This is a genomic window from Trinickia sp. HAY1-2D (assembly GCF_056754935.1).
Genome location: NZ_JBPGWX010000002.1, coordinates 1,927,648 through 1,953,677 on the forward strand (window position 1 = coordinate 1,927,648; position 26,030 = coordinate 1,953,677).

26 protein-coding genes and 2 pseudogenes are annotated in these 26,030 nt (G+C 61.5%); 14 read left to right on the forward strand and 14 right to left on the reverse strand.

The window, feature by feature from the left end:
• Positions 1 to 13: 13 nt before the first annotated feature.
• Positions 14 to 1,261 (reverse strand): citrate/2-methylcitrate synthase, encoded by a 1,248-nt coding sequence (locus tag ACR9ZC_RS16150; RefSeq protein ID WP_481581065.1) that lies wholly within the window; start codon positions 1,259 to 1,261, stop codon positions 14 to 16.
• Between the two features lie 85 nt (positions 1,262 to 1,346).
• Complete coding sequence (locus ACR9ZC_RS16155) at positions 1,347 to 2,633, reverse strand: MFS transporter (protein WP_481582686.1); 1,287 nt, start codon at positions 2,631 to 2,633, stop codon at positions 1,347 to 1,349.
• Between the two features lie 462 nt (positions 2,634 to 3,095).
• On the opposite strand from ACR9ZC_RS16155, the gene ACR9ZC_RS16160 reads away from it, so the two are divergent.
• From ACR9ZC_RS16160 to ACR9ZC_RS16170, 3 genes are all read left to right on the forward strand, one after another.
• Entirely contained in the window at positions 3,096 to 4,058 is a 963-nt protein-coding gene (locus ACR9ZC_RS16160; protein WP_481581066.1) for a 2-hydroxyacid dehydrogenase, read from the forward strand.
• Between the two features lie 591 nt (positions 4,059 to 4,649).
• Complete coding sequence (locus ACR9ZC_RS16165; RefSeq protein WP_481581067.1) at positions 4,650 to 5,096, forward strand: NlpC/P60 family protein; 447 nt, start codon at positions 4,650 to 4,652, stop codon at positions 5,094 to 5,096.
• A gap of 215 nt (positions 5,097 to 5,311) precedes the next feature.
• Positions 5,312 to 5,869, forward strand: a complete 558-nt coding sequence (locus tag ACR9ZC_RS16170; protein WP_481581068.1) for a sugar O-acetyltransferase — start codon at positions 5,312 to 5,314, stop codon at positions 5,867 to 5,869.
• A gap of 375 nt (positions 5,870 to 6,244) precedes the next feature.
• On the opposite strand, the gene ACR9ZC_RS16175 is transcribed toward ACR9ZC_RS16170, so the two are convergent.
• A complete protein-coding gene (locus tag ACR9ZC_RS16175; protein WP_481581069.1) occupies positions 6,245 to 6,586 on the reverse strand; it encodes a hypothetical protein in 342 nt (113 codons plus the stop codon).
• A 3-nt stretch (positions 6,587 to 6,589) separates the two neighbouring features.
• Positions 6,590 to 7,387, reverse strand: coding sequence for an alpha/beta hydrolase (locus ACR9ZC_RS16180; protein ID WP_481581070.1), 798 nt, complete (start codon positions 7,385 to 7,387; stop codon positions 6,590 to 6,592).
• A 213-nt stretch (positions 7,388 to 7,600) separates the two neighbouring features.
• On the opposite strand from ACR9ZC_RS16180, the gene ACR9ZC_RS16185 reads away from it, so the two are divergent.
• A complete protein-coding gene (locus ACR9ZC_RS16185; RefSeq protein WP_481581071.1) occupies positions 7,601 to 8,548 on the forward strand; it encodes a pseudouridine-5'-phosphate glycosidase in 948 nt (315 codons plus the stop codon).
• A 1,021-nt stretch (positions 8,549 to 9,569) separates the two neighbouring features.
• Here ACR9ZC_RS16185 and ACR9ZC_RS16190 read toward each other — a convergent pair.
• Positions 9,570 to 10,109, reverse strand: a complete 540-nt coding sequence (locus tag ACR9ZC_RS16190) for an STM3941 family protein (RefSeq protein WP_481581072.1) — start codon at positions 10,107 to 10,109, stop codon at positions 9,570 to 9,572.
• Between the two features lie 467 nt (positions 10,110 to 10,576).
• Here ACR9ZC_RS16190 and ACR9ZC_RS16195 point away from each other — a divergent pair, with 467 nt between their 5' ends.
• Positions 10,577 to 11,167 carry a class I SAM-dependent methyltransferase gene (locus ACR9ZC_RS16195; protein WP_481581073.1) on the forward strand — a complete coding sequence of 197 codons (591 nt, stop codon included), beginning with the start codon at positions 10,577 to 10,579 and terminating at the stop codon, positions 11,165 to 11,167.
• Between the two features lie 91 nt (positions 11,168 to 11,258).
• Here the strand turns inward: ACR9ZC_RS16195 and ACR9ZC_RS16200 are convergent, their stop codons facing one another.
• The gene (locus ACR9ZC_RS16200; protein ID WP_331568977.1) at positions 11,259 to 12,164 is read right to left on the reverse strand and encodes a LysR family transcriptional regulator; all 906 of its coding nucleotides are present in this window, start codon (positions 12,162 to 12,164) and stop codon (positions 11,259 to 11,261) included.
• A 109-nt stretch (positions 12,165 to 12,273) separates the two neighbouring features.
• On the opposite strand from ACR9ZC_RS16200, the gene ACR9ZC_RS16205 reads away from it, so the two are divergent.
• On the forward strand, positions 12,274 to 13,008 hold the full coding sequence (locus ACR9ZC_RS16205) for an SDR family oxidoreductase (RefSeq protein WP_481581074.1): 735 nt from the start codon (positions 12,274 to 12,276) through the stop codon (positions 13,006 to 13,008).
• A 220-nt stretch (positions 13,009 to 13,228) separates the two neighbouring features.
• On the opposite strand, the gene ACR9ZC_RS16210 is transcribed toward ACR9ZC_RS16205, so the two are convergent.
• From ACR9ZC_RS16210 to ACR9ZC_RS16220, 3 genes and pseudogenes are all read right to left on the reverse strand, one after another.
• Positions 13,229 to 13,828: an NADPH-dependent F420 reductase gene (locus tag ACR9ZC_RS16210; RefSeq protein WP_481581075.1), complete on the reverse strand. Its 600-nt coding sequence runs from the start codon at positions 13,826 to 13,828 to the stop codon at positions 13,229 to 13,231.
• 27 nt (positions 13,829 to 13,855) lie between these two features.
• Positions 13,856 to 13,972 (reverse strand): annotated as a pseudogene (locus ACR9ZC_RS16215) (SDR family oxidoreductase); the annotation flags it as partial.
• Positions 13,973 to 14,012: 40 nt separating this feature from the next.
• Positions 14,013 to 14,144: pseudogene (locus ACR9ZC_RS16220) on the reverse strand (SDR family NAD(P)-dependent oxidoreductase); the annotation flags it as partial.
• Positions 14,145 to 14,250: 106 nt separating this feature from the next.
• Between ACR9ZC_RS16220 and ACR9ZC_RS16225 the strand changes: the two are divergent.
• Complete coding sequence (locus ACR9ZC_RS16225) at positions 14,251 to 15,177, forward strand: LysR family transcriptional regulator (protein ID WP_481581076.1); 927 nt, start codon at positions 14,251 to 14,253, stop codon at positions 15,175 to 15,177.
• A gap of 85 nt (positions 15,178 to 15,262) precedes the next feature.
• On the opposite strand, the gene ACR9ZC_RS16230 is transcribed toward ACR9ZC_RS16225, so the two are convergent.
• Positions 15,263 to 16,195 carry a LysR family transcriptional regulator gene (locus tag ACR9ZC_RS16230; protein ID WP_481581077.1) on the reverse strand — a complete coding sequence of 311 codons (933 nt, stop codon included), beginning with the start codon at positions 16,193 to 16,195 and terminating at the stop codon, positions 15,263 to 15,265.
• A gap of 158 nt (positions 16,196 to 16,353) precedes the next feature.
• Between ACR9ZC_RS16230 and ACR9ZC_RS16235 the strand changes: the two genes are divergently transcribed.
• The 3 genes from ACR9ZC_RS16235 to ACR9ZC_RS16245 all read left to right on the forward strand — a co-directional run bounded on the left by ACR9ZC_RS16235 (position 16,354) and on the right by ACR9ZC_RS16245 (position 18,310).
• Positions 16,354 to 16,857 (forward strand): SRPBCC domain-containing protein, encoded by a 504-nt coding sequence (locus ACR9ZC_RS16235; protein ID WP_481581078.1) that lies wholly within the window; start codon positions 16,354 to 16,356, stop codon positions 16,855 to 16,857.
• A 76-nt stretch (positions 16,858 to 16,933) separates the two neighbouring features.
• Positions 16,934 to 17,728, forward strand: coding sequence for an SDR family NAD(P)-dependent oxidoreductase (locus ACR9ZC_RS16240; protein ID WP_481582687.1), 795 nt, complete (start codon positions 16,934 to 16,936; stop codon positions 17,726 to 17,728).
• Between the two features lie 42 nt (positions 17,729 to 17,770).
• Entirely contained in the window at positions 17,771 to 18,310 is a 540-nt protein-coding gene (locus ACR9ZC_RS16245) for an SRPBCC domain-containing protein (protein ID WP_481581079.1), read from the forward strand.
• Between the two features lie 144 nt (positions 18,311 to 18,454).
• Here the strand turns inward: ACR9ZC_RS16245 and ACR9ZC_RS16250 are convergent, their stop codons facing one another.
• Positions 18,455 to 19,336 (reverse strand): LysR family transcriptional regulator, encoded by an 882-nt coding sequence (locus ACR9ZC_RS16250; RefSeq protein WP_481581080.1) that lies wholly within the window; start codon positions 19,334 to 19,336, stop codon positions 18,455 to 18,457.
• Positions 19,337 to 19,449: 113 nt separating this feature from the next.
• Between ACR9ZC_RS16250 and ACR9ZC_RS16255 the strand changes: the two genes are divergently transcribed.
• The gene (locus tag ACR9ZC_RS16255; RefSeq protein ID WP_481581081.1) at positions 19,450 to 20,328 is read left to right on the forward strand and encodes an SDR family oxidoreductase; all 879 of its coding nucleotides are present in this window, start codon (positions 19,450 to 19,452) and stop codon (positions 20,326 to 20,328) included.
• A gap of 1 nt (position 20,329) precedes the next feature.
• Here ACR9ZC_RS16255 and ACR9ZC_RS16260 read toward each other — a convergent pair whose 3' ends face one another.
• Positions 20,330 to 21,259 (reverse strand): LysR family transcriptional regulator, encoded by a 930-nt coding sequence (locus tag ACR9ZC_RS16260; RefSeq protein WP_481582688.1) that lies wholly within the window; start codon positions 21,257 to 21,259, stop codon positions 20,330 to 20,332.
• Positions 21,260 to 21,356: 97 nt separating this feature from the next.
• Between ACR9ZC_RS16260 and ACR9ZC_RS16265 the strand changes: the two genes are divergently transcribed.
• Together ACR9ZC_RS16265 and ACR9ZC_RS16270 are read left to right on the forward strand one after the other, a co-directional pair.
• The gene (locus tag ACR9ZC_RS16265; RefSeq protein ID WP_481581082.1) at positions 21,357 to 22,370 is read left to right on the forward strand and encodes a zinc-binding alcohol dehydrogenase family protein; all 1,014 of its coding nucleotides are present in this window, start codon (positions 21,357 to 21,359) and stop codon (positions 22,368 to 22,370) included.
• A 28-nt stretch (positions 22,371 to 22,398) separates the two neighbouring features.
• Positions 22,399 to 22,824: a GlcG/HbpS family heme-binding protein gene (locus ACR9ZC_RS16270; RefSeq protein WP_440563512.1), complete on the forward strand. Its 426-nt coding sequence runs from the start codon at positions 22,399 to 22,401 to the stop codon at positions 22,822 to 22,824.
• A gap of 58 nt (positions 22,825 to 22,882) precedes the next feature.
• On the opposite strand, the gene ACR9ZC_RS16275 is transcribed toward ACR9ZC_RS16270, so the two are convergent.
• Together ACR9ZC_RS16275 and ACR9ZC_RS16280 are read right to left on the reverse strand one after the other, a co-directional pair.
• Entirely contained in the window at positions 22,883 to 23,884 is a 1,002-nt protein-coding gene (locus ACR9ZC_RS16275; RefSeq protein ID WP_481581083.1) for an NADP-dependent oxidoreductase, read from the reverse strand.
• A 54-nt stretch (positions 23,885 to 23,938) separates the two neighbouring features.
• Positions 23,939 to 24,727: an SDR family NAD(P)-dependent oxidoreductase gene (locus ACR9ZC_RS16280; protein ID WP_481581084.1), complete on the reverse strand. Its 789-nt coding sequence runs from the start codon at positions 24,725 to 24,727 to the stop codon at positions 23,939 to 23,941.
• Between the two features lie 164 nt (positions 24,728 to 24,891).
• Here ACR9ZC_RS16280 and ACR9ZC_RS16285 point away from each other — a divergent pair, with 164 nt between their 5' ends.
• Positions 24,892 to 25,584: a TetR/AcrR family transcriptional regulator gene (locus ACR9ZC_RS16285; protein WP_481581085.1), complete on the forward strand. Its 693-nt coding sequence runs from the start codon at positions 24,892 to 24,894 to the stop codon at positions 25,582 to 25,584.
• The last annotated feature ends 446 nt before the right edge of the window (positions 25,585 to 26,030 follow it).

Sequence of the window (26,030 nt, forward strand, 5' to 3'; positions counted from 1 at the left end):
GGGCTAGATAGTGTTACTCCACTATCTTGAACAGCCGATTCTTCTCGATCACACTGGCTTTCGGCAATTTGCCGTCGCCCTCCGCGTCGGGCCGCAGATGCCGATCGTCGAGCGCCGGCCCCGTATAGCGGCTGCGCGGTCGGATCACCTTGCCCACGCGCAGTTGCTCGATGCAGTGTGCGAGAAGCCCGACGCTTCGCGCGATCGCGAACAATCCGAACGCCGCATCGCGCGGCAACTGAAGTTGCACCGACAGCATCGCCAGGGCGACATCGATGGTCGGCCGCTGGCCAGTGAGCGTCGTGACCTTGTCGATGAAGTGCGCCAGTTCCGCCGGTGGATCGAGCCGCGCGAGCAACGCGGCCGCGCGCGGATCGCCGTCGGGGTAAAGATGATGGCCGAAACCGGGAATCGGGATCGCGGACTTCAGGTGATGATCGACCACACACGCGGCGCCTAATCGTTGCACGTCGTCGAATACCGCGCGCACGCGTCCCGACGCGTCGCCGTGCAGCGGGCCCGACAACGTTGCGAGTCCCGTCAGCAGACAGCCCGCGAGTGACGCGCCGGTCGATGCGGTGATGCGCGCGGCGAATGCCGAACTCGTGATCTCGTGATCGGTGACCAGCACCATCGCGCGGCGCAGCAGGTCCGCACTACGGCTGTCGAGGCCCCAGCCGGCCGCGAGCCGCTGATGGATCCGGAGCGGGCTTGCACTGGCATCGTCGTGCGCGCCGAACGCGCGCGACACGATCGCGACGAGCTGTCCGGCCTCGGTGTGCAACGCGCGGTCGAGTCGGCCGAGCGTCGAGTGGCCGTGCGCGGCCAGCATCGCGAGTATCGTGAACGCGCATTGCCGATCGCGCTCGCCGGGCGGCAGCGCGACCGCGGGCGCGTCGAACGACACGGGCGTTGTGGCCTGCCAGAGCAGGGCAGCCGTTTCCTCGAGCGTCGCCGTATCGGCAAGCTGAATGCTGTCGCGGCCGCGATACCAGGCGCGGCCTTTGGAGAACGTGGTGATGCCGCTGTAAATACACGGCTCGGCGCCGAAGATCGTGCTGGCTGCCAGCGCCGCGCGCTTGCGGCCGACCTGTTTCTTGCGGCACAGCGCGATCACGTCCTCCGCGCGATACAGGCTCTTGCGCGGATCGTCGGGATCCTGCATCACGGCGATGCTGCCGCGGCTCGCGTACGCATAGATGGTCTGCGCCCGCACGCCGAGCCGCCGCGCCGCCTCCGTCAGGGTGATCCAGTTCTGCATGGTGAGTTGCGATGGCGATGCGGTCGGCGCCCGGCCGCTTGCGCCGACTATAGACCGGGTTCGGTTGAATGTCACGGCGAGCGGCTCAGAGCTCGATACGCGATAGTTTGCCGAGCAGCACCGAGTACGACAGTGTGCCGAGGAGGCAGATCGCACCCATCAGGTTCAGCGCCCAGAAAAAGTTGCCGGTACGCTGCGTGACGTAGCCAATCATCAGCGGCGTAGTGATCGCTGCGATATTCGCGGCGAGGCTCGTGATGCTGCTGGTGAGCCCGACATAGCGTTTCGGCGCGATCTCTGACACGGCCGCCCAAGACATCGAACCAATGCCCTGTGCAAAGAACGCGACGGTCAGGATAGCAATCACCAGCGCATTCGAATGCACGCAGTTGACGAGCACGATGGATGCGCCGAGGAAGGTGCCGATCACGAGCGGCGCCTTGCGCGACGACGACATGGACACCCCGCGCCGGATGCAAAGATCGGACAGATAGCCGGCGATCAGGATTCCCAACGTCGCGCCGATGAAAGGCATCGCTTGGAAGAAACCGACCTTGATCATCGACATGTGCCGCTCCTCCACCAGATAGGTCATGAACCAGGTCGTGAAGAACACCAGTAGCGTGTTGTTGCAGAACTTGCCGAGACAGATTGCGAGGATCTGCCGGTAGCCGAGCAGGCGCAGCGCCATGCGCCAGTCGAATCGATCGCGCGCGGTCACCACGGGACGCCCTTCGGTGATGTACTGCAGCTCGGCCGCATTGACGTTGCAATGCCGCGACGGATCGCGATAAAGGCGATACCAGACGACGCTGAGCACGATGCCGAACGTGCCCGTCGCGAAGAAGACGGCACGCCAGCCGAACGCCGACGAAATCCATAGCAGCAGTCCGGTGAAGAGCGGCGTGCCCACGTATTGGCCCATCACGTACACGCTCGTCGCGAAGCCGCGTTCCTGGACCGGGAACCACATCGTCACCGCGCGCGCGTTCGACGGAAACGCGGGCGCCTCGAGCGCCCCCATCGCCAGGCGCGATCCAAGCAGCATGTGATAGCCGTGCGCGAGCCCTTGCGTCAGCGTCGCCAGCGACCAGCCGACGAGCGACAGCGCATACGCGACGCGTGATCCGAGCATGTCGGCGAGCACGCCTGCCGGCAGTAGTGCGAGCGAGTAGGCGAGGCCGAACACGGCGAACAGCTCGCCCATCTGCACGCGGGTGAGCGCGAGATCCTTCGATAGCGCGGGCGCGACGATGCCGAGCGCCGAGCGGTCGACGTAGTTGAGGATCGTAGCCACCAGCAGCATCGAGAGCACGCCGTAGCGCACCCTCGATCTTCTTGCGATACTTGCGTGCGCGTCGAGCTCGCGCATGACCGAAACGTGCTCTTCTGCGGTTTTCAATGTCGTCTCCTATCTCCTGATTGATGGGCCCGCGCGGTTGCCGTGTGCGCGGACGTTCGTCGGGTCAGCCGCGTCTGCCGGCGCCCGTCACCGCCGCGACTGTTTTCTCTGCCTGCATTTTCCCGACCTCGTCTTCAGTTCGTTGAACATGCAAAGAGCATTGCGCGGCGGCGATTCGCAAGCAATCTTGATTCTTTCAATCAATATCAAAGTCCCCGTCCGGACTGGGACGCGTGAGGGTTTTCCTGAGTTCGCGGATGCGTCGGTCGCGCGCTCGTACGGCGTCGCAGATGACAGACGACAGAATTGGAACCGTTCGGCAAATCCGGCGGTGCAACGCCGCGCGAATATGTTGATCGAACCAATCAATATTGACCCGCGCCGACTGCGCTTCGTAGGCTGTGTTCCGTTTTCCGATCCAAGGACGAGACCATGCCTGACAAGAATCGCCCCCGCCTGCTGGTTGCGCGACGCGTTCCCGCCGCGGTGGGCGCACGCGCGCAATCAGAGTTCAACGCGTATGTAACGCACGCCGACATGGATGCGGCGTCCGTCGTAGAGTTCTGCAACCGCTACCAGACGCCGGCATTGCTGATCGGCAAGAGATCGGGGCTGCAGGCCGAGCACATCGAGGCGTTGCCGTCGTGTGTAAAGATCGTCGCGAACGCGAGTGCGGGTAGCGACCACATGGATGTCGCCGCCGCGCACGCTCGGGGAATCGTGGTCAGCAACGCTCCGGACGCGCTGACCGACTGCACGGCCGATTTCACGCTGCTGCTGATTCTGGCCGCATGCCGACGTGCGTCGGAGTACGAGCGCATCGTGCGCGCGGGGTGGGGCAAGTCGTTCGGCATGACCGACCTGCTCGGTACGCGCGTGAACGGCAAGACGCTCGGGATCGTCGGTTTCGGCAGGATCGGTCGGGCGGTCGCGCAGCGTGCGCGAGGCTTCGGAATGAAGATCGTCTACACCGACCGGCGGCCCGCACCGCCCGAGATCGAGGCGGGTGCCCGCTATTGTGCGGATCTGGACACGCTGCTGCCGCAGTGCGACATCCTCTCGCTGCACGTGCCGGGCGGCGGCACGCCATTGATGACGCGCCGCGAGTTCCGCTTGCTGCGCGACGGTGCAGTATTCGTGAATGCCGCGCGCGGCAGTCTCGTCGACGAGGATGCGCTGTACGATGCGTTGGCGTCGCGTCGGTTGTTCGGTGCGGGGCTCGACGTCTATCGGAACGAGCCCAATATCGATCCGCGCTTTACCGCGCTCGACAATGTGTTTCTGTCGCCGCACATGGCGAGCGCGACGATCGAGACGCGCGACCAGATGGGGTTCACCGCGCTCGACAACGTCGCTGCGGTGCTTGATGGGAGGGCGGCGCCGAACGCGCTGTGAAGGCAGGGTAACAGCGCGCTCTGCAACGACTTCGGCCTCGACAAACGGAGCGCTGCCGCATGCGATTACTGACGCGGCAGTGGCTCTGGAGGAAACCTCGCGAAAATCGGCTGATTTTCAGTGCTTCGTCTGCGCGGTGCGGGCAGAGGTCGCCTGTGTTATGTCCTATTCGCTCGTCGCTTGCGAAGCGTATCGCGGATACCGCCGCGCGGGCGGTCCGAAGTTTCAGGCAACGTTGCACTGGAAAAGCTGGACGACTCATTGTCGAGTGCTGGGCGAACGCTTCGCGTCACCGGGCATCGTGACCAGACCGGAGTCCATCACGTAGCTGCAATTCGCCGCCTGGCGACGGGCCGGTAAGAACTATCGATCGGACGCTCAGCTCATAAAATCGGATGGTCCCTTCGGGGGCGACCTCTGCCGTCGGCGGCCACGCCCTCCAACGATGCGTGGCGGCTTTTGTCGTAGGTCCGGGTTCGGCCAAGAGCGGACACTCGACAGTAGAACGCAGATCGTTGACACTTTCGTTTTTTCGGGAGCGCGAAACGCGCTTGACGAATCGGCGGAAGAGGATCGGTAAGGAAGACGCAGATGAGAGAAACGTCACCAGCAACGAATCTTGACGCACCTGTCTGGCTGAGCGTCGCGCTCCAGGAGCAAGGCATCAGACGTTACGGTATGGGAGATTGCAATCCTCGAATCGCCGAATACAATAATTGCACTCAGCTTGCTGGCTACGACGACAAAATCTCATGGTGCTCATCGTTCCTGAACTGGTGCATGAAGCAATCGGGCGTTCGCGGCACCGGCTCTGCTTTAGCTCGGTCCTGGCTCACCTGGGGACAGCCGCTTGAACAACCGAGATATGGATGTGTTGCGGTTCTGACCGCCGATGAAGCGGTCGATTGGAAGGGACATGTCGGGCTATTTCTTCGAATTGACGCAGACAACGTCTACCTGTTCGGAGGCAACCAGCTCGAAGAGGTTCGGGAACTTGCATACCCGCGCGACCGTGTGCTCTCGTATCGCTGGCCTTAGACCTCCGCGCTCGTCCATTCGCATGAGGCCTGAATTGCTGTTACCGGCCAGAAGCCGACGGTCGACACGGGTGGTTAGATAGTCGTCAATCAGACTGACTGCTTGGGTACCGAAGCCATTAGCCTTTGACTTGGCTGAATACCTGGAAACACATAGGGCTTTCCGCGCCATTTTTCGCTCAAGGTCACTGAATAGCAACTGGAGGAAAACAGCGAATGGCGAAAAACGATCGCATCAGGATCATTTCCAGGCGAACGCCGGAATCAGCGGCGATGTCCGCGAACGTCAAACGAGCGATGACGATCACCGCCGCTCTCAACCGGTTGACATACGACGATCTGAGCGAAGTTCGAGCCTTGTTCAGTGAGCTCATCGGCAAGCAGCTCGACGACAGTTTTTCATTGATACCGCCCTTCTACACAACCGGCGGGGTCGATATCAGCGTCGGGCGCAATGTCTTCATCAATCAGAATTGCACTTTCTATGACCTTGGCGGGCTCGACATTGCCGACGATGTGATGATCGGGCCGAATGTGAACATCATCACGTCCGGTCATCCCATGGAACCTTCCCGGCGACGCGAGGGCGTAATCGCAAAGCCCATCGTGATTGAGAGAAACGTCTGGATCGCAGCTGCAGCCACCATTATAGGCGGCGTAACGGTAGGCGAAAACTCGGTTGTCGCGGCCGGTTCGGTCGTCACCAAGGACGTTCCCCCGAACACGCTCGTCGGTGGAAATCCGGCGAGAGTCATTCGATCGATTGCCGAATAAGGACCCGCGACAAGGGGGCGAGGCGAGTCCAATGCGACCGGCACTGTCGCCTGTACGAGGAACGCGAGTTACGGCGGATGCACGGACCGGTGACCGCTTTGAGGTCCTTCGAGAGACCGCTCCGGGGCGACCACGGGCAATTGCACCCAGTCGCCGCCGATCTTCTTCAATCGCCTGTTCTGCGCCTGGGTTGTTACGTTGGGCTGCAGCCATACGGACGAGATGTAGCGCGCCAATGACATCTCCGAGTTCACGATCGAAAGGCCTAGTCCTCAATCAGACAGATAGTCACTTCGGGCGGACGCCCGGGCTGACAATGTCGTCCCCCCGCGCGGGGCATGGTTATGGTTGCGGAGAATCGTTGCGCTGTGGCGATCACCGCCTGGTCAGCGTCCGGAGGATTTTCTGCACGGTGAGCTCATGCTGCTCCAGCGCCTCATCGAGCGTACGTGCTCCGTAGCTCCTGTTGTCTCGTGCTTCCATTCCGGCGACGCGCGTCACGAACAGCGAAGCATCCCCGGTTTTCGGTTCGGATACACCGCGGAAGCGGGTCGTGACCGTCACACCGTATTCGTCCAGCAGCGTGCGGCGGAAGATCAGTTCGTTCTCAGTCATCCAGCGTGACCACTCGCCGCGGTCGAACACCTCGACAGGCCTGTTCTTCTCATCGAGGACATAGAAGCGTTCCGAGCTGGACGGGATGGAGCGAGCTTTCATATTTCAATGCGAAGGCGTGAGAAGGAAGCCGATCGCCCCCCGCCACCAGGATTCGTCGACGCGGCCAATCCAGTCGTTATGTTCAGCCGCCTTCACCACCATCAGTTGTCTCGGTTCGGCCAGCGAGTTGTAGAGCGCTTCGCCGAGCCGCGGGGGGACGATGCTGTCGCGTTCCGCAACCACGACCAGAACAGGGCGGCCGAACGACGCCAGGTGGATCACGCTGTCGTATCGGTCGCGCAGCAGCCACTTCACGGGCAGCCACGGATAGTGGTAAGCGGCGACGTGCTCAAGCTGATCCCATGGCGTGATGAGCAGCAAGCCAGCGGTCTTGTCGCGTTCACGCGAGCCGGCCGCAGCCGCCACGCCAGCCCCGAGCGATTCGCCGATGAGCAGCAGCGGCGCGCCATAGAGGCGATGCGCCAGCGCGATGGTCTGTTGGGCATCAGCGACCAGACTCTCTTCGCCCAGAGTGCCGTCGCGCGGCCCGTAGCCTGGATATTCGGCGAGGATCACGCGCAACCCGAGCCGGGTGAGCGCTGCGGCGTAGAACGAACGGTGTCCGGCATGCCCTGCATTGCCATGAAAGACGATGGCGGTCGCGCGCGCGGATCCGGCCGGTTCGGCCACCAGGCCCCGGAACGCCTCAGGTGTCGGCCAAGCGCGAAGTCCGCCGGAAACGACGTCCCCGATTGCAGCCTTCTCAGGGAAGTAGATAAAACGATCCTGCAAGATGGCGACTCCTGCGAACACAATCAGGCACACAACGGTGAGACGCAGCGTCAACCCGTTGAATTTCATCGCCTTGAGCCCGATCCATCGATCTTTTCCGTTGCGCACCCGGTTTAGTTTAGCGTGCATTCGCCACCGCTTATATCCATGCGCGTCGTCAGGGTAGATCTGGTCCGCCGGGCGGTCGTTCGCTGCGAGACCACGGCCCCCCGCGCTTGCACAACGAACCGTGGACCAGCCCCGTGCTGCATACTTGTGAATCACGCCGCCGAAAGAATCGACATGATTACCGATCTTGCACACGCCTGGTTGACCTGCAGTGCGCCTGTGGCCGCTGCACAGGCCGCCGGCCGCCCGCTCGTGGCGCTGGAATCGACCATCATCGCCCACGGCATGCCCTACCCAGAGAACGTTCGCACTGCGCGCGAAGTGGAGGCCTTGATCCGGGACGTGGGAGCCGAGCCCGCCACTATCGCGCTGGTCGGCGGGCGAATCCACATCGGCCTTACGGACGACGAGCTGGAACTGCTCGGCCGCTCGGACCAGGTACACAAGGTCAGCCGCCGCGACCTGCCGGCCGTGCTGGCCGGCGGCGGGCTCGGCGCCACGACAGTGGCCGGCACGATGATATGTGCCGCCCTGGCCGGCATCGAGGTATTCGTCACCGGAGGCATTGGCGGCGTGCACCGGGGGGCGCCGGAAACCTTTGACATCTCGGCCGACCTGCAGGAACTGGCGAAGACCTCGGTGGCGGTGGTCTGTGCCGGTGCGAAGTCCATCCTGGATATCGGGCTCACGTTGGAATACCTGGAAACGCACGGCGTGCCGGTGCTCAGTTGCGAGCAAGACAATTTCGCTGCGTTCTACACGCGCGATAGCGGCTTTTGCGCGGACTTCAGGCTGGACGACGCGGCGGAACAGGCACGCTTCATCCGCACCAAGTGGGACCTGGGCCTCGTGGGCGGTGTTGTGTTGAGCACTCCGGTGCCTGAAGCGGCAGCGATAGCGTTCGACGACATCGACGCGCTGACCCGGCAGGCGCTCGCCGAGGCCACGGCGCAAGGAATCACCGGTAAGGCCGTGACACCTTTCCTGCTGGCTCGCATCAAGGCGCTGACGGGTGGACGCAGCTTGGCGACAAACATCGCGCTCGTGAAACACAATGCCGAGGTGGGGGCAAGGCTGGCGCTGGCATTGGCACACGCGGGGCGCGGGCCGGGCTCGGCGTAGCGGCCGGGACGTCCGCTCTCCACCAAGCTTCGCTTCAGCTTGCTGACGACTGCTTGTGGCGTGCGCCGTGCAAAGGCGGCGCCTTCCAGCATGCATCCCGCCCGGCAACCGCCAGCTTGCGACGGTCACAGTTCGGGGCGACGGCGAGCGGCTTTGCCGTTTCATCATCGGACCGGACTCGCCGCCAGTTTCGGTCATTCGCGGCTACACCGCGCGATATGGGGATTGCAGTTCGTCGATTCTTGACGGAGTGTTGTGCGCAGGCCGTGTCTTTTCCTGGCCAAGGACTAACTGCCGAACTCTCTGTTGGCGTTACCGTTGGTGACTCAGCGCAGTTTGTAGCTTCGATTGACCTGACGAGTGATGACTTGTCAATGATGGGCACTCTAGGCCTAAGCCTGAATGTCTCGGCATACCCTACCTCCGGCGAATTAAATGCTGCTGCTAATGGCGATGCGTGAGTGCTGACTTCCAACCACTTGGGAGGTCCTGCATCAGCCCGACCTCGGCCAGGAGCAGCCGCTGGGTTGCGTCAGCACAATCCGGATGCGCGCCTGGGAAATGGGGGATAGTGTTTATCTTGCGTACCTGCTGATGAAGGCCGCGCGCGGAGGATGTCATGTATAGAAGTACGGACATCAATAATTTTCGCTCGCCATCGGCGGCCGAGAGAGAACTGATCTCCGAATTGACGGCCGCAAAGACAGTGGGGCAGTCGTTGGCTAGCGCGGCGTTGCCTCAGCGCGTCCGGCTGCCACGTGGCAAAGGGAAGGGCGATCATGGCTGGTCACAGCAGTGCGAGCATTGATCCTCCAGTGCTGTCCAACAACGGTCGTCAACTGCTGAGCATGACATTCGGTATCGCTGGCGGTACCGACGCACCGTTATCCGCGAGAAGCCGTCCCCGTAAGGGGGGCCACGCACTGGATTGACAATCGAGAGGGAACGGGGCCTCAAATTTCCCGAGGGTTGAAATCATAAATAAATCACGCGCGCGCAATTCTAAATTGCCCGGTGCGCCTTATTTAGAATGATTCTCGTGGCCGCCGCGCTGCTGAAGATAAAACTCCATGTGTGCCAAGACTACGTCGAGCCCTACAGACAAAGCCGCCTGCGGAATATTCACAACGTATCCACTAAGGCGTACGTTTGCCCGCAAGATTGCCCTAGCCAACGGACCGCACTTTGCCAAATAGTCGTCCGGATTGCGCAGCGAGACACCCAGATACTTTTGTCGCGAACTGCGGGAGGTCAAAGAAATAATCCTCGCGTCTGTAATATCGGCCCATCGAATTAATCCTACTGACGCAGCTGAAGCCTGGTCTGCGAGCCCTTCATTGTTGATGATAATTGCGGGTTTTCTCCACAGTAGCCGGGATAGGTAGAACAAACCGCATGCGCTAAAAAACGGGATGCCGGTAGCTACCGCTAACGTCGAACTGACATTCATCGAGGCTGGATTTCGCGCCAGCAATAGTACGCACAAGACAGCGAGGAGAAATGAGCCGAATAGCAAGGCGATGAGCTTTCCGCGGCTTTGGTAAACGATAATGGGTCGCATCAATGAGTCTAATGCGCGCTCGTGAATGTGATCCGGAAGCCCGGGTAAGTTCGTTTAAGGGCAGAACGCATCGCCCACACGCTCGCGGGGATCGCGCATGCCATACCGACTAGTACGACGTGCGCTGGGTGACGTCCAACACCCAGCGCGCCTTCCACGACGCCGACGAGAAAGCCGACAAAGAATGCGAGAAAAAAACCAACGAGCACCGCTCGCCAAGTAAAAGCCCACCAAACACGCGTTGCCGCACCCCACGTCCAGTCGCCTTGCCTCACGTACCGCTCCTCGTCGGCTTTTATGTATTGAATATCGGCAGATTTGCCTATGGCTTTAGACTTCGTCGATGGCCGTCACACGACGCACTGACTCGTGACGCAGTGCAAACATCGTCCGTTGCGCGAACGCTGCGCAAGCCCGCAGCGATTCGTCCGGCCTCAATTGTCACAACTTGATCCGGGGCCCTTGCCATGGACGAACAGACCGCCGAAGCCTACTCCGCAGGCGCGAGCCGATTTGCGGCTGAGTGGCGCGATCAGCCCCCGCCGACTGACATGTACGCGCTGTTGCATCGCTACTTCACCTTGGGCGGCACAACTGCCGACATCGGTTGTGGCGGTGGCCGCGACGTTGCGTGGCTAAACGATCACGGCTTCCCCGCCGTTGGCTTTGAGGCCGCCGAAGGGCTACTTGCGCAAGCCACCGCCGATTATCCGTCGCTGGTTTTCAAGCGTGCTGCGCTTCCCGCGCTGGACGCCATCGGCAGAGAAACATACGACAACGTATTGTGCGAAACCGTCATCATGCATTTGCCACCAGATGAAGTTACCCAAGCCTGCGCACGCCTATTCAGTATTCTCAGGCCGGCGGGGACGCTGTATCTAAGCTGGCGAGTGGCACAAACGCCTTCAACTCGCGACCCCGCTGGCCGACAGTACGCTGGCTTCGACGCGGCACTGGTCAGGGATGGCCTTGGCGATGCCGAATTCTTGCTTGATGCCGAAACAGTGAACCTCTCTTCGGGCAGGCGGGTGCATCGACTCATTGTGCGGCGGCGGTGATTGACGCTGCGGCGACCAGACCCGCCATCCAGGCCGTCACAGAAACTCGCTGCTGAGTAGCTAAAGGCCGCTTTCCCATAACATGGCCAGTCTATGTTCCGCTGTCGTGCCCCAACGTTTCCTGGAGGAAGGCGATAAAACTGGCCAGCTTCGGTGGCATGCGCGCATCGGGCAAATGCACCACATGGATGGGCCAGGTCTGCGCCGGCCAGTCGGGAAAAAGACGAACGAGCCGCCCCGCATCAAGATCTTCCTGCAGCATTACCTGAGGTTGAAAAACCACCCCCAGTCCCGCGAGCGCGGCTTCGCGAAGCGCGAGTCCGCCATTGACATCGAGACGGCCACGCACTGCGACGCGCTCCACGCCATTGCCGCCCGGACGTAGGAAACGCCATTCACGTTCAGGTCCACTCGCGACCATGAAAGCCAGGCAGTTGTGCTGCGCCAGATCGGCGGGCACCTGCGGCCGCCCGTGGCGCGCCAGATAGGCCGGTGATGCGCAGGCGATACGCGGCGAATGGCTCAACGGCCGCGCAATCAAGCCCGAGTCCGGCAGTACCCCGGCGCGGATGGCGGCGTCGAAACCTTCTTCCGCCAGATCGACGAAACGATCGCTAAGGGACAGCTCGACCTGAACCTCGGGGTAGCGGTCGAGGTACGTGGAAAGCGCCGGTACGAGCACACGCGTGCCATAGATCACCGGGCAACTCACCCGCAACCGGCCACGCGGGTTGCTCTGCATTTCTCGCGCGTCCATCTCGGCGGAGTCCACCAGCGCCAGAATCTCGAGGCATCGCGAGTGATAGCGCTTGCCGAGTTCGGTCAGGCTTTGACGCCGCGTCGTGCGATTCAGCAGCCGGCCTGCGAGTCGTCGCTCCAACTCGCGGATATGGTTGCCGACCATCGTGGGCGTCATACCGCTGCCTTCGGCCGCGGCGGTAAAGCTGCCGCGCTCGACCACGCGTGCAAATATCGCCATGCTGGAAAATCGATCCATTCGCAAGCTCTATTAAGGAGTGTTCGAAGAAATACGGCATTTATCAAGAAAGGCTAAAGAATAATACTCGGGTGATGGCTTCACTCACAATCCACAGCGAGGACTCACCATGACTATTGCAAGCACGAACCTTCAGCACCAACACGTCGTCCTGCTGGGCGGCACCTCGGGAATCGGCCTTGCCACGGCCCAGGCCGCGCTGGCAGCCGGCTCCTCGGTGAGCGTTGTTTCATCGCGCAGTGAGCGAGTCGCGGAAGCCGTCGCGAGACTCGGCGACCGGGTCAAGGGATACACGGTCGATCTGAGTAACGAGTCCGCCGTGCGCGCGTTGTTCGGGCAAGTCGGCGCTTTCGACCATCTGGTCTACAGCGCGGGGGATTCGTTGAAAATCGGGGCGCTCGCCGACATGGACCTCGCTACGGTCCGACAGATTTTCGAAGTGCGAGTATTCGGCGCAATTGCCGCCGTCAAACATGCGGCGCCGTATCTCCGTCCCGGCGGCTCAGTGGTGTTGACCAGCGGTATTGCGAGCTTGCGGCCACAAAACGGTTGGGTGGCGCTGGCCAGCGTCTGCAGCGCCATGGAAGGTCTCACACGGGCACTCGCGGTGGAATTGGCGCCTATTCGCGTCAACCTTGTGAGTCCCGGCTTGGTGCGCACGCCGCTTTGGGATAACTTGCCGGAATTCGAGCGCGAAGCGCTCTACGCCGCGAGCAGCGCGGCCTTGCCAGTCGGTCGCGTCGGCGAGGCGGAGGACCTTGCGCAAACGTACGTCTATTTGATGTCCAATCGCTATGCTACGGGGCAGACCATCATTGTGGACGGCGGTGGCGTGCTGGTCTGATTAGCAACGGGCTCTAAGAAAGCGATAGCCGCTATACCCTGAAAGCTGCCGAAGACGTCACGCTTCGTCGAACGACGCCAGCGGGTCGACTTCGGTCCGTCGTCATGGACCGTGTTCGGCCATGAGACGTCATTCCGGCGACTTGTCGTTCGGACATTAGAACGTCGGCTGCGCCCGGCTATCGGCCATTCGACGCAGCGAAACATCCGGAGACGCTCGTTCATCGGTCGAACGCGATCAAGTCCTTGAAGATCAGGTGACCCCAGCTTTTCCCGCGCGCATGCACAAGCAGTCCGCCTTCAGAAAGCCCGCCGAGTTGGATGGGCGCGAAACCGAGCTCTTGCGCAAGCGCACCAATTTCCGCTGCGGCGCTGTCATCGTCGCTCGCCAGAAACACGACCCTCCTGCCACCGTGTACGGCCGGATCCTGGTCAAGGACGGCAGCGACCAGATGGTTGAAGCCTTTCACCAGCCTGGCTCCGGTGAACGCCTTCGCGATGAAAGTAGAGGACGGGAGACCGCCCAGTTCCTCGAGCGGGGCCTGCGTGTTCATCGCGTCGATGACTGTCTTCCCCTTCCAGTCGGGCAGTACTTTTACCACCTCCCGGTGCGATTCAAAACGGACTGCCAAAAAGATGATGTCCGCCTTGACGGCTTCCGCCAGGGTTTTGGGAATAATCGTGGGTCCGATCGCGGCCGCATCGGCTGCAAAGCTTTCCGGGTCGCGCGTGGTTGCAACGGCCACTTCGATACCGTTGCGGGCGAACGCCTTGGCAAGTGCGCGGCCGATCTTCCCGAAGCCAATGATGGCGTAATTCATATGTTTCTCCTTCGTGTCTCGGCGCGGTCAGAGCTTGTAGCCGCCGCTCGCTTCAATCGTTTGGCCGGTCACCCAATGGCCTTCATCGGAGGCCAGGAACGCCACGACGGCGGCGATTTCCGAGGGCTCGCCAAAGCGGCCTGTTTTGCCCTTTAGTGATTGTGTCATTTGATTTTTCTCCTCAGAGTGGTGCCAAGCCACCGTCAACGGCGACCTCGCTGGCGGCGCCTTCCTCGATGAAGCGCTGTGCCGCGGCGCGGCCGATGCCGGTAGCGCCGCCGGTGATCACCGCGGTCTTTCCAGTCAATCTGTTCACGTCATGCATCCTTCGAAAGAAAAGTGACGAACACGATTCTGGACCTCTTGATTCATGAATCCAATTGACAGAATATCTATAAGTACCATCTACTTTCTAGATATCTATGCTCGACAACGTCACCATCAATCAACTTCGGGCGTTCGTCGCCGTGTGTGACGAAGGAAGCTTTTCCGGGGCTGCTCGGGAGCTCAGGCGCGCACAGTCGGCGATCAGTCACGCGATCAACGCGCTCGAGAGTGCCTTTGATGTGGTGCTGTTCGAGCGCAACACCCGCAAAGCGACGCTTACGGCTGCGGGCCGCAGTCTCCTGCCTGATGCTCGTGGGGTGATCTCGCGCACCGACGAAATGAAGATGCGCGCGGTTTCGATTGCTGAAGCCGGGGTTCCACAGGTCTCGATTGCCGTGGATACCTATTTCCCGCGTGCGCACCTGATTGAATGCCTGCGCACCGTGCAGGCGGACTTTCCAACCGTTGCAATCAATCTGCGCATGACGACCATGCAGGACGGCGAGCGTTTGGTTCTCGAAGCTACCTGCGCATTGGCAGTGACAATCGCGGACGTGCCGGAGCTGAGCGCCGGTAGCATAGAACGGCAGTATTTATGTGAAGCGCAAATGGTGACCGTCTGTGCGCCATCGCATCCGCTGGCCGCAATCGCGGGGCCGATCCCGCGGGAGGAATTTGGCCGGCACATCCAGCTCGTCGTCACCGACAATCAGCCCGATGCGGAAAAGACACAACATGGGGTCGTCAGTGAACGCCAGTGGCGGGTGAATGACCTCGGCGCGAAGCACGATCTGCTCAGGGGAAGCTTGTGCTGGGGGCACATGCCGCATCATATGGTGGCGGTCGACCTCGCGAATGGAACACTTGTCGAACTCCAAAGGCGCGCCTGGCACATGCGTGCCCTCACGTTCATGATCTCGCACCGGCGCGGGTATTCGTTTTCCAAATGCGAGACACGGCTCGTCGAGCTCCTTGGCAATCGTCATCCTTCGCACGGGGTGGGAAGACCAACGCCGGCGTAGTGCGCGGTCGCTGATTCGAAAGGGCGAGTGACCCGCGCTCCTCACGTTGGGGCTGCTTCTACTGCCTCGCTCACTGTCATCAGGTTCACCTGGTTGAAAAGGGCATTGGTACGGCGTCAGATCGCTCCCACAGGGTCTTCAGATGGTCGACGAACCATTTACCCGCAGGTCCCGGCGGCTGCGACGGCTGGTGATACACCGACATGGTCAGCATCCAGCCGCTGGGCGGCATGTCGTCCACGTCCAGCACCACAAGCGTACCTGCCGCGATGTCCTTCTCGACCATGTGCAAGGGCATCCCTCCCCATCCCACGCAGTCTTTAAGAAACGCATATTTTGTGGACAGGTCCGCGAGACGCCAAGTCGAAGCCGAAGCAACCCCGAAGTCACGGCCAGCGGTGAGATCGGACCGGTCCGTCAGCACCAGTTGGACATGTTTAGCCAACTCGCGCCGCGGGATTCGATGGCCCACGCTCGCGAGCGGATGGCATGCCGCAGCAACGGCGACCAGTGGCAGTTCGCCAATTCGCTCGCTGACCAATGATGGAAAGGACTGTGGCAGGGGCGGCAGGATGCCCAAACTACATCGCCCATCGAGAACGGGTTGATAAGCCGCTCCCAAGCCTTCGACGAAAAGCCGGAGCGGCGTCAACGGAAACCGCTCTGCGAATGCCTTCGCGACGGCACTGACCACTGCCGTCGGGAAGAAAACATCGACTACCACCGATAGTTCCGCCTCCACGCCCGAAGTCATCAGCCTAGCGCGTGCCTTCAGCGTGTCTACGCCGGCAACGATGTTGCGGGCGTCGGCGAGCAACTGCACGCCCTGCGGCGTGAGCTTCGGGAATCGGCCCGTGCGGTCGAATAGCACGACGTCCAGTTGATCTTCCAGGCCGCCGACCCAGCCGCTCACCGCTGACTGCACACGGTTGAGCTTGCGGGCGGCCGCCGAGAAACTGCCCTCATCCACGGCGGCGATGAAGGTTCTGAGTTGATCCAGCGAGATCCCATCCAGCATTGGTGCGCCATCCATCTCTGAGGTAGATGGATTGTATCTCGATATCCCGGCTTCCCAGATGCGTGGCGTGCTGCGATGATTTTCTCCCAACGCAGCGACGTTCTGTGAAGCGCATCAGTCCAGGAGTTCTTATGACCTGTAAGAAGGAGCAATAAACCATGTACGACCATGTCATCTGGCCGGAACGCTACGACCCGAAAACGTCGGCCATCTACGCGCTCAACGATATCGACGTGAAAGCGCCGCCCGAAGTGGTGTGGAAACTGCTCGTCGACGCGAAAAACTGGGCGAGCTATTTCCCATCCGAAGACCAGGTTGAGATCCTGTCCGGCGAGTCGGAACTGGCTTTGGGAACTCATTACCGCCGCGTGACGGTTGGCTTCCCGATGAGCCTCGAGGTGACCGAATGCGTGCCGAACCGAAGGCTCGCCTGGGCGACCACCGTCGACGGCGACGAGACCGGTTCTAGCGCTTACCACGGCTGGGTAATCACGCCGACCGACGATGGCTGCCACGTGCTGACGGAAGAGACGCAGCGAGGGCCGTGGTTTCTCGATGTGCTCGGAAGACAGCATCCCGGTGGGCTCTATCGCTATCACCAGGATTGGGTCGAGCGGTTCGCGCGTCGCGCGGAGGCGGAAGTCGCGAAGAACGCCGGGTGATCGTGCGACTGCCCGTGTCGATAAACCGGATCGGCGGAACGATTGCTCGGCCGTCCTCATCCAGAGAAAAACATCTATGAAGATCGAACTCAAAGGCCGCAGGGCCATCGTGACTGGCTCGACTGCGGGCATCGGCCGCGCGATCGCCGAGGGCCTTGCCCGTGCGGGTGCGTTGGTCGTGATCAACGGACGCACCGAAGCGCGAGTCGCGACCGCACTGCAGGAGATCCGGGCCGTCGTGCCCGATGCCGAATTGACCGGCATCGCGGCTGATCTTTCGACCTCGGAAGGATCGGCCGTGCTTGTCGCGCAAGCGGCGGATGCCGACATTCTCGTGAATAACCTCGGCACGGCTCATCCGAATGATTTCTTCAAGCAGCACGATAGCGAATGGCTTGACCTGTTCCAGCTCAATGTGATGAGCGGGGTGCGCGCTGCACGGCATTATCTGCCGGGCATGGTCCAGCGCGGCTGGGGACGGGTCGTGTTCATCAGCAGCGAATCCGCGATCATGATCCCCAAAGAGATGATCGACTACGGCATGACCAAGACGGCGCAACTCGCGGTATCGAGGGGACTTGCAGAATTGGTGAGCGGCAGTGGGGTGACGGTCAACGCAGTGCTGCCGGGGCCGACCCGCTCGGAAATTCTCGGCAACTGGATGAAAGCTACCGCGCTGGAGCAGGGCATCACGCAGGATGACGCGGAGCAGAACTTCCTGAAAACGATGCGACCGACCACGCTGCTCAACCGGTTCACATCGACCGAAGAAGTCGCCAACATGGTGGTGTATGTCTGTTCCGAGCAGGCCTCCGGCACCACGGGCGCGGCATTGCGCGTCGATGGCGGTGTCATCCGCGCGATCATCTGAACCGATGCCCGGGAAACTTCAAATCAAACCTGAACCCCAATCATGAAAAACAATCTGTTCGAAGTGATCCGTTGGCCAGCGGACATGACGCCAAGCCGCTCGCCCATCCATTTCACGAATGAGCTCGAGGTTGCCGTTTCGCCCGAAACCATCTGGTCTCTTCTCGTTGATCCCAAGGCGTGGTCTCGTTTCTATCCTGGCGTCAAGAACGTCGAACTGCTGGACGGACACGAACTGTTGCGAGCCGGCACGCGTTTCGAAACGAATCTTGCTGGCCAGGACGTCGCTGCATCGGTACAGGAGTTCGATCCCATCTCCCGCATCGCCTGGGGCGGCGGTCCGACGACTTCGAGAGACTCCACGGCCTATCACGCGTGGATCATCACGCCGACATCCGACGGTTGTCACCTCTGGACTGAAGAGACGATGCAAGGGCCGCTCTGGATCGAGTTGGCGAAGGAAGCACCGGATATCTTTTGGCGCACCCATGAAAGGCTTCTGGCAGACCTTGCGAAGGTAGCGCTCGAGTTCGAGGCACAGGGAAACGAGAGACGCCCTCATTTCAAGTCGGCTGCGCAATAGCTGAAAAAGATGACCTATATCCACCTCATCGACGCCGTCACGTCGATGTCGGCAATGGCCGAGCTCTCATCTTTCGATGAGACTAAGCGAAGGTCCGTTGTGCCTTGAAAGCCGCCCTCTACCGTCGCACGCCGCCACGTTTTCTCACGCTCGCGCGGGTAAATCCTGAAGCGCATCCAGGAATGCTCGGACCTTGAGGCTCAGCAGCCGGCGAGAATGGTAAAGGGCCCATATCTCCACCGGCGAATCCTCTTCTTTACCCCAGCAGACGAGTCGTCCGGCCATCACATCTTCTTCGACTAGCAGTCTTGGCAACATCGCCGATCCCACGCCGGCGAGAACGGCCTCGCGCACCATCAGTAGCGACGATAGCCGGAGGACCGGCATCGGCTCAAATGTCTTGGTACCTTTGGATTTCGTCCGTATGCTCCAGATCGCTTCCGATGGCGCAGCCACCGACAGGACCGCCGGGACCGGAAACGGGCTCACATCCTGTTTGCGCATCGCAGGAATCGATAGGGCCGGCGTTGCCACAAGCCATCGCTCATCGTCAAGAATGCGCCTTCCCACGAGTAGCTCGTCTCGCGGCGGATTGACACGAATCACTAGGTCATAGCCGTCTTCCACCGGATCCACGACACGATCTTCCGCGACAATCTCGACCTCGACCTGCGGGTAGGCCAACGCGAAGCGCGCAGCGATCCTGCACAGCACGACGTGCGCGAAAACGATGGGAGCACTGATGCGCAGCCGTCCACGGGCGACGGGCGCACGCGAGGCCACCGCGTCGCCCGCCTCCTCGAGCTCTGCCAGAAGGCCTCGAGTGCGCTCATGGAGTGCGATGCCATCTTCCGTCAGGCGCATTCGTCTCGAGCCGCGCTCGATCAACCTCACCCCGAGTTCGTCTTCCAACTCGGCTACATGCCGCGATAGCGTGGCCTTGGGCCGGTCCAGCGCGCGGCCAGCTGGGCCGAAGCCGCCGTGAACGGCGACCGCATTGAAATCAGCAAGCGCCATTAAATTCATGAAAGTTCTATTTTTGAGACGAGGTGTTTTGATTCTATATCTATCGAATCAAATTCGGAACGAATAACCTGTCTTCACCGGGCCGCTTTGGGCCTTTCATTTGAGAGACAGTCATGACAATTCTTGTTACTGGAAGTACGGGCACAGTGGGTAAGGAAGTTCTTGAACACCTGCAAGGCCGTGGGGTTCAAGTGCACGCCCTAACGCGTTCGCCCGACAAAGCCCAATTTGCTGACGGCATCAGGGCAATCAAAGGCGACTTGTCCGATGTGGATTCGGTACGGCAAGCCATGAAGGGCATCAGCACGTTGTTCCTGCTGGCGCCAAACGCCGCAGACGAACTGACTCAGGCGCTGCAGGCCTTGAGCATCGCGCGAGAGTCGCATGTGAATGGCGTGGTGTATCTGTCCGTATTCAAGGGCGCAGAGTATGTCGACGTGCCACACTTCACGGGCAAGCACGCAGTCGAGCGCATGATCGAGCAGTGCGACATGCCGGCGACTGTGCTTCGTCCCGCGTACTTCATTCAGAACGATGTGCGGCAGAAAGATGCGTTGCTGGAGCACGGCATCTATGGGATGCCGATTGGCGAGAAGGGCATTTCCATGGTGGACGTTCGCGATATCGGAGAGGCGGCAGCCAAAGAGTTGCTGCGGCGCGAGCTCGCTGCCAACCCGCTACCGCGAGAAACGTACGAACTGGTCGGCCCGGACACGCTGACTGCGGAATCCATTGTCCGTATCTGGGCGGATGCACTCGGACGCCAGGTTCGCTATGGCGGTGACGATCTCGATATTCTCGAGCAGCGTTTGAAGTCAGTCGCGCCGGCGTGGCTGGCGTATGACATGCGCTTGATGATGCTGCGATACCAGCAAGACGGTGCCGTGGCTTCGACCGAACAGATCGGGCGCTTGTCGACCCTACTGGGACGCCCGCCTAGGTCTTATCGCGATTTTGCGGTTGCCATGGCCGCTGCCTGGGCGAAGGATTGATTCACGCACTGCAGGGCGGTTCATCAGGACGGCTGCCAAGCAATGCAGCGCAGCGCTCGCGCAGGAAGCCATGCAACTGGTTGATCGCCGGCGATAGTTGCGTACGGTGAGCACAGATCAGGTGCAGCGGCGCAGGCTCGCAATACGCCGAGGGAAATAACTCCACCAGTCGACCTGCCTTCAAATCGTCGATCAAGTCCAGTCGCGACTTGTAGACAATGCCTTCCCCCGCAACGGCCCAGCGGCGAACGGCGTCCGCGTCATCGCTGATGCGATTGCCTGTGACCGCCACGGTGCGCTCACCGCCCGGCGGCGTAAAGCGCCAGCGTTCATGAACCTGTTCACTCCAGACGTACCGCAGGCAGTTGTGTCGCCGTAAATCCTCGACCTTTGACGGCGCGCCATGCCGTTCAAGGTACGAGGGCGCGGCGCACACTGCACGTCGGTTGTTGTCGACCAGCTTCATGGCCACGAGAGACGAATCAGGCAGCGCTCCGTAGCGTACGACGGCATCCAGCGGCTGGCGGACGAGGTCGGCCGCACGATCGCTCATTCTCACGTGCAGCGATAAGCCGGGGTGCAAGTGCTGAAAGTCATCCAGCCAGGGCAACAGCAGGTTTCGACCAAAGTCAGACGGAGCGGACAGCCGCAGCGGGCCGGACAGCGCCTCCCGGCCGTTTGCCAGGGCCTGCTCGCCTTGCTCCAGTGCACCAATCATGACCCGCGCGTGCGGTAGATAACGCTCTCCAGCTTCCGATAGCTGCATGCTGCGCGTCGAACGGGTGAACAGGCGCGTGTCCAGCGCCTTTTCGAGCCGCTGCACTGACGCACTCGCCTGTGCGGGCGCAATATTCAGCTGGCGCGCCGCCTCCGAGAAGCTGCCGTAGTCGACCGTGTGCACGAAGATCTGAACGTCATCGAGTCGAATCATTTTCATTGAAATGCCGAAAGTGTTTGGGCTCCGCGGGCATTTATCCGTATTTCGACGAAAGATAACATGCTCTCACTCACTCTTGGAGGACACGTCAATGAAAGCCATCGGCTTCTATCAGAACCATCCCATCAGCCACCCTCAGGCGCTGCAGGACATTGAGCTGCCGACGCCGGAGTTGCGCGACCATGATCTGTTGGTGGAAGTGAAAGCGGTGTCGGTGAACCCGGTCGATACCAAAATCCGTCGCGGTGGAGATATTCCCGAGGGCGGTGTGCGCATCGCTGGCTGGGACGCGGCGGGCATCGTCCGTGCAACCGGTCCGCTGGCCACGCACTTCAAGCCGGGCGACCGCGTCTGGTACGCCGGTGACATCACGCGGCCCGGCAGCAACAGCGAACTGCACGCCGTGGACGAACGCATCGTCGGCCCCATGCCGGCATCCCTCGACTTCGCGGAGGCCGCGTCGTTGCCGCTGACGACGATCACTGCGTGGGAGCTGCTGTTCGACCGCCTGCGTGTTCAGACGGCGGACCCGACCGACAACAACGTGTTGCTGGTCATTGGCGCGGCGGGCGGCGTCGGCTCGATTCTGACCCAACTGGCGCGCGAGTTGACTGGCATGACCGTCATCGGCACGGCCTCGCGGCCGGAAACCCGCGAGTGGGTGCTGGCCCATGGCGCGCATCACGTCCTCGATCACAATCAGGCTTGGGAGCCCCAGTTGGCCGCGCTCGGCATCGAGCACGTCACCCACGTTGCAGGGTTGAACAACAGCTCCGCCTATGTGCCTCAAATTGCCGCGGTGCTGCGCCCGGAGGGCCAGTTCGCGCTCGTCGACGACCCGGTGGATCTGGACATCGGTCCGTTCAAGGGGAAATCCATCTCGATTCACTGGGAGCTGATGTTCACCCGCGCAATGTTCACCACGGACACCCTCGCACGGCAGCACGCCTTGCTGCGTCGCGCGGCGCAGCTGGTCGACCAGGGCCGCCTCAAGCACACCCTGACCCGACGCATCGACGGCATCAACGCCGCAAGTCTGATCGAAGCGCATGCGCTGGTCGAGGCAGGCAACATGATCGGCAAGGTCGTCCTTGCCAACCACTGAACCCTTTTGACAACGGCCGGACATCATCATGACATCGCAAATCATCAACACGACTGCAATCAGCCTGGACGCCGCACAAGCATTGATAGCCGAAGCGCGCCGCGCGTGCGCCGCGCGAGGATTCGCCGCGACGATCGCAATTACCGATGCAGGCGGTCACCTGCGCGCTTTCGAGCGCGCGGATACGGCGCCATTCCTGACTGTCGACGTCGCCATCGACAAGGCATGGACCGCCGCGTCATTCGGCATGGCCACGCACCAATGGAATCAGTACATGGCCGAACCTACCGTTGCCCCGCTGGCGCACCATCCGCGGCTGATGGCGGTCGGCGGTGGCGTACCGATCTTCCACGAAGGGCGTCTGGTCGGCGGCATCGGTATTTCTGGGGGAACGTCGGCTCAAGATCATGAGGCCGCCGAGGAGGCACTGCGTCAGGCAGGATTTATACAGTGAGTCGAACTGCCGATACCGGGGGGCCGCTACGCTTTTGCACGGCCACCCGGTTGCCAGCTCACCTGACGCTCACGACGACTTTGCCCTTGGCGCGTCCCTGGGCCAAGTATTCGAGCGCTTCCTTCGCCTGCTCGAACGGAAAGACCTTGTCGATGATGGGACGAATGCGTTCCGATTCGAGCAATTCGCCAATTTCGGCGAGCTGCGCACCGTCGGGGCGCACGAAGAGAAACGAGTAACTGACGTTCTGCCTTCTTGCCATGCGCATGATCTTGCGGCTCATCAAGGCGAACAGGAACCCAAAAACGAAATTCAGACGCCGTGCCCGTGCGAACGCAGCGTCCAACGGGCCAATGAGCGAGACGATCTTGCTGCCCGGTTTGAGAATACCGACAGCCTTCTCGATCGCGTCGCCCCGCAGCGTGCCGAGCACGACATCATAGCCGCCGAGCACTTTCTCGAAGTCCTGCTTCTTATAGTCGATTACCTCGTTTGCGCCCAACGCCGTGACCAATTCGACATTGCCCGTGCTGGTGGTCGTTCCCACCTTCGCGCCAAAATACTTCGCCAGTTGGATCGCGAACGTGCCAATACCGCCGGAGCCGGCCGGAATGAAGACTTTCTGATCCGCACGGACGCCAGCGCGCTCCTTCAGTGCTTGCCAGGAGGTGAGGCCGACCATCGGAACGGAAGCCGCCTGCACGAAATCGAGCTTCGCCGGCTTCGGTGCGGCAACGCTTTCCGGCACCGCCGCGAACTCGGCGATCGAGCCCCTGCCAAGATCGAAGACGCTGGCAAACACGGCATCGCCCGGCTTGAAACGCGTCACGCGGCTGCCGACTTCAACCACGACGCCGGCAATATCGCTGCCCAGTGTCGCCGGCAATTCGAACTTGAGAATGGGTTTGAACGTTCCGGCCGGAATCATGTTGTCGATCGGGTTCAACCCCGCCGCGTGCACTTCGACCAGCAGCTCATCGGGCTTTGGCGTGGGACGCGGAACATCGGCGAACCCTATCTCGGGCGACTTGCCGTAGCGCTTGAATGTGAGTGCCTTCATGTCGTTCTAATTCCAATGTCGGGTGTGGGCAGCGCAGCGGGCCATCAGCAGCGATCAGACTTGCGGCCGGTAGCGATCGGCCGCGTGCGCTTGTCGAACGTCCGACAAAAGCCCTTGACGGGCGCCATCCAATGCGTCCCAGCGCGCGGCCACGTGCAGCGGTGGGATGGTGACGAGTTCGCGGCGATCGAAGCCGACCAATGCCGCATCGACCAGTTCGTCGACCTCCATGACTTCGTTCAACGTATCGACGTCGATGCCGGCGCGCCCCCAGATTTCGGTGCGGGTCGCCGCCGGCAGCACCGCCTGCACATAAATGCCGCTCGGCGACAACTCGAGATTCAATCCCTGCGAGAGAAACAGCACAAAGGCCTTGGTGGCGCCATAAATCGACATCCCGAACTCGGGCGCGAAACCCACCACGGAGCCAATGTTGACGATCGCGCCGGTACCTACGCGCGCAAAGCGTGGAGCGACCGCGGCGGCGAGCCGCGTCAGCGCCGTCGTGTTGAGCGCGATCAGACGCTCGATGCTATCGGCGCTCTGCTGTACGAAGCTGCCCGATTGAGCTATCCCGGCGTTGTTGATCAGGATGCCTATGCGTGCGTCGTCGCGCAGGCGAGCCTCGACTGCGTCCAGATCCGCGGGTTGGGTCAGGTCGGCCTGCTGCACCTCGACGGCCACGCCGTTTTCTTCACGCAGGCGCGCGGCCAACGCATCGAGGCGCGCCTTGTCGCGAGCAACCAGCACAAGGTCATGGCCGCGGGCCGCGAAGCGCGCGGCGTAGGTAGCGCCGATGCCGGACGAGGCACCGGTGACGAGAACGGTCGGAAGCGTGGTCATGAGTCATTTCCTTTGCAAGGGTGGCGCGGACGGGGACGGAAGCCTTATCGGTCAGGCATGGATTCAATGATGATGGTCATAATCTAAATTGTCAACTTTTTGATTATGATCGACATCAATGTATGATGGAGCCTTCGCAGACATGAACCGACCGTGGTCAGGAAATGAAGATCACCAAGGCACAGGCACAGGCCAACCGGGAGCACGTGGTCGAGACGGCGTCCCGGCTGTTTCGGGAGCGCGGCTACGATGGCGTTGGCGTTGCGGATCTGATGGCCGCCGCCGGCTTCACCCATGGCGGCTTTTACAAACAGTTTCGCTCGAAGTCAGACTTGATGGCGGAATCGGCGGCGTGCGGCTTGGCGCAGTCGGCGGCGCTCAGTGCCGGCGTGGGGGCACCGGAGTTCGTGCGGTATTACCTTTCCCGCGAGCATCGCGATGGGCGCGCCACCGGTTGCACGATGGCCGCGCTGAGCGGTGACGCCGCGCGCCAGCCGGAGGCGGTTCGGGCCGCGTTTGCGGCAGGCATCGAGAATCAACTGGCTCTGCTGAGTTCCGAGGGCGCTGCGTCGGACGGCGCCGACCGGGGGCGGGCGCGAGCCCGATGCCTCGGCATACTCGCGCAGGCGGTGGGCGCCATTGTCCTGTCGCGCGCATGTCCGGACGACTCGCCGCTGGCCGATGAAATCCTGGCGGTTTGCCGTGACGAGATTCTTGCGTCGTTGGGCGAAGCTCAGGCAGCAAGCGCACCTTCGCGTGACCGGCCTGCCTCTGAAGCCGGACAACCGGCCGTTCCCCGGAATACAAGGGAGAGCAGGCGCAAATTGTCCGCTGGGACGGTAAAGAAGTCGAATTAGAGCGTTTCAGTGTGCGCCGAGTCGATCTCGAGGGCAGGGGGCGCGCGGCCCGCGAAACAGTCCTTTAGCGTACAGACCTGCGGCCAGGTTGATCGGATGATGGCTGGAAGATATCCAACCTGATGCAAGCGATCGACAAGAGGCGCTATGCGATACCAACGCGATGTAAATCAACCTCCGCGGGACCGACGAGTGGAATACGGCTTGGCCGACCAAGCACGGGAGGACAAGCGCAAGCAGGATGACACTCATATCGACTCTGCAGCCACCAAGTGGCGGTATCGGCCCCAGCCCACCCCGAAGAAAGACACGTGATGCACGGCAGCCGGCCCGCGGCGAAGATAACGCCATCCGCATAAGCGATTGGGTAAGTGATCGCGACACATCGTGATTCCGGATGATTGCCGTTCGCAGGCCGAGCCGCCTCGCGTTTCGACTGGAAATGG

Bases quoted from the DNA above. Each gene is read 5' to 3' on its own strand.
- ACR9ZC_RS16225 (WP_481581076.1), top strand. From the start codon at position 14,251: ATGCTCGACAACGTCACCATCAATCAACTTCGGGCGTTCGTCGCCGTG.
- ACR9ZC_RS16205 (WP_481581074.1), top strand. From the start codon at position 12,274: ATGACTATTGCAAGCACGAACCTTCAGCACCAACACGTCGTCCTGCTG.
- ACR9ZC_RS16240 (WP_481582687.1), top strand. From the start codon at position 16,934: ATGAAGATCGAACTCAAAGGCCGCAGGGCCATCGTGACTGGCTCGACT.
- ACR9ZC_RS16270 (WP_440563512.1), top strand. From the start codon at position 22,399: ATGACATCGCAAATCATCAACACGACTGCAATCAGCCTGGACGCCGCA.
- ACR9ZC_RS16235 (WP_481581078.1), top strand. From the start codon at position 16,354: ATGTACGACCATGTCATCTGGCCGGAACGCTACGACCCGAAAACGTCG.
- ACR9ZC_RS16285 (WP_481581085.1), top strand. From the start codon at position 24,892: ATGAAGATCACCAAGGCACAGGCACAGGCCAACCGGGAGCACGTGGTC.
- ACR9ZC_RS16210 (WP_481581075.1), bottom strand. From the start codon at position 13,828: ATGAATTACGCCATCATTGGCTTCGGGAAGATCGGCCGCGCACTTGCC.
- ACR9ZC_RS16150 (WP_481581065.1), bottom strand. From the start codon at position 1,261: ATGCAGAACTGGATCACCCTGACGGAGGCGGCGCGGCGGCTCGGCGTG.
- ACR9ZC_RS16245 (WP_481581079.1), top strand. From the start codon at position 17,771: ATGAAAAACAATCTGTTCGAAGTGATCCGTTGGCCAGCGGACATGACG.
- ACR9ZC_RS16280 (WP_481581084.1), bottom strand. From the start codon at position 24,727: ATGACCACGCTTCCGACCGTTCTCGTCACCGGTGCCTCGTCCGGCATC.
- ACR9ZC_RS16175 (WP_481581069.1), bottom strand. From the start codon at position 6,586: ATGAAAGCTCGCTCCATCCCGTCCAGCTCGGAACGCTTCTATGTCCTC.
- ACR9ZC_RS16200 (WP_331568977.1), bottom strand. From the start codon at position 12,164: ATGGATCGATTTTCCAGCATGGCGATATTTGCACGCGTGGTCGAGCGC.
- ACR9ZC_RS16260 (WP_481582688.1), bottom strand. From the start codon at position 21,259: ATGATTCGACTCGATGACGTTCAGATCTTCGTGCACACGGTCGACTAC.
- ACR9ZC_RS16275 (WP_481581083.1), bottom strand. From the start codon at position 23,884: ATGAAGGCACTCACATTCAAGCGCTACGGCAAGTCGCCCGAGATAGGG.
- ACR9ZC_RS16185 (WP_481581071.1), top strand. From the start codon at position 7,601: ATGATTACCGATCTTGCACACGCCTGGTTGACCTGCAGTGCGCCTGTG.
- ACR9ZC_RS16250 (WP_481581080.1), bottom strand. From the start codon at position 19,336: ATGAATTTAATGGCGCTTGCTGATTTCAATGCGGTCGCCGTTCACGGC.
- ACR9ZC_RS16190 (WP_481581072.1), bottom strand. From the start codon at position 10,109: ATGCGACCCATTATCGTTTACCAAAGCCGCGGAAAGCTCATCGCCTTG.
- ACR9ZC_RS16255 (WP_481581081.1), top strand. From the start codon at position 19,450: ATGACAATTCTTGTTACTGGAAGTACGGGCACAGTGGGTAAGGAAGTT.
- ACR9ZC_RS16230 (WP_481581077.1), bottom strand. From the start codon at position 16,195: ATGCTGGATGGGATCTCGCTGGATCAACTCAGAACCTTCATCGCCGCC.
- ACR9ZC_RS16195 (WP_481581073.1), top strand. From the start codon at position 10,577: ATGGACGAACAGACCGCCGAAGCCTACTCCGCAGGCGCGAGCCGATTT.
- ACR9ZC_RS16160 (WP_481581066.1), top strand. From the start codon at position 3,096: ATGCCTGACAAGAATCGCCCCCGCCTGCTGGTTGCGCGACGCGTTCCC.
- ACR9ZC_RS16180 (WP_481581070.1), bottom strand. From the start codon at position 7,387: ATGAAATTCAACGGGTTGACGCTGCGTCTCACCGTTGTGTGCCTGATT.
- ACR9ZC_RS16265 (WP_481581082.1), top strand. From the start codon at position 21,357: ATGAAAGCCATCGGCTTCTATCAGAACCATCCCATCAGCCACCCTCAG.
- ACR9ZC_RS16165 (WP_481581067.1), top strand. From the start codon at position 4,650: ATGAGAGAAACGTCACCAGCAACGAATCTTGACGCACCTGTCTGGCTG.
- ACR9ZC_RS16170 (WP_481581068.1), top strand. From the start codon at position 5,312: ATGGCGAAAAACGATCGCATCAGGATCATTTCCAGGCGAACGCCGGAA.
- ACR9ZC_RS16155 (WP_481582686.1), bottom strand. From the start codon at position 2,633: ATGCGCGAGCTCGACGCGCACGCAAGTATCGCAAGAAGATCGAGGGTG.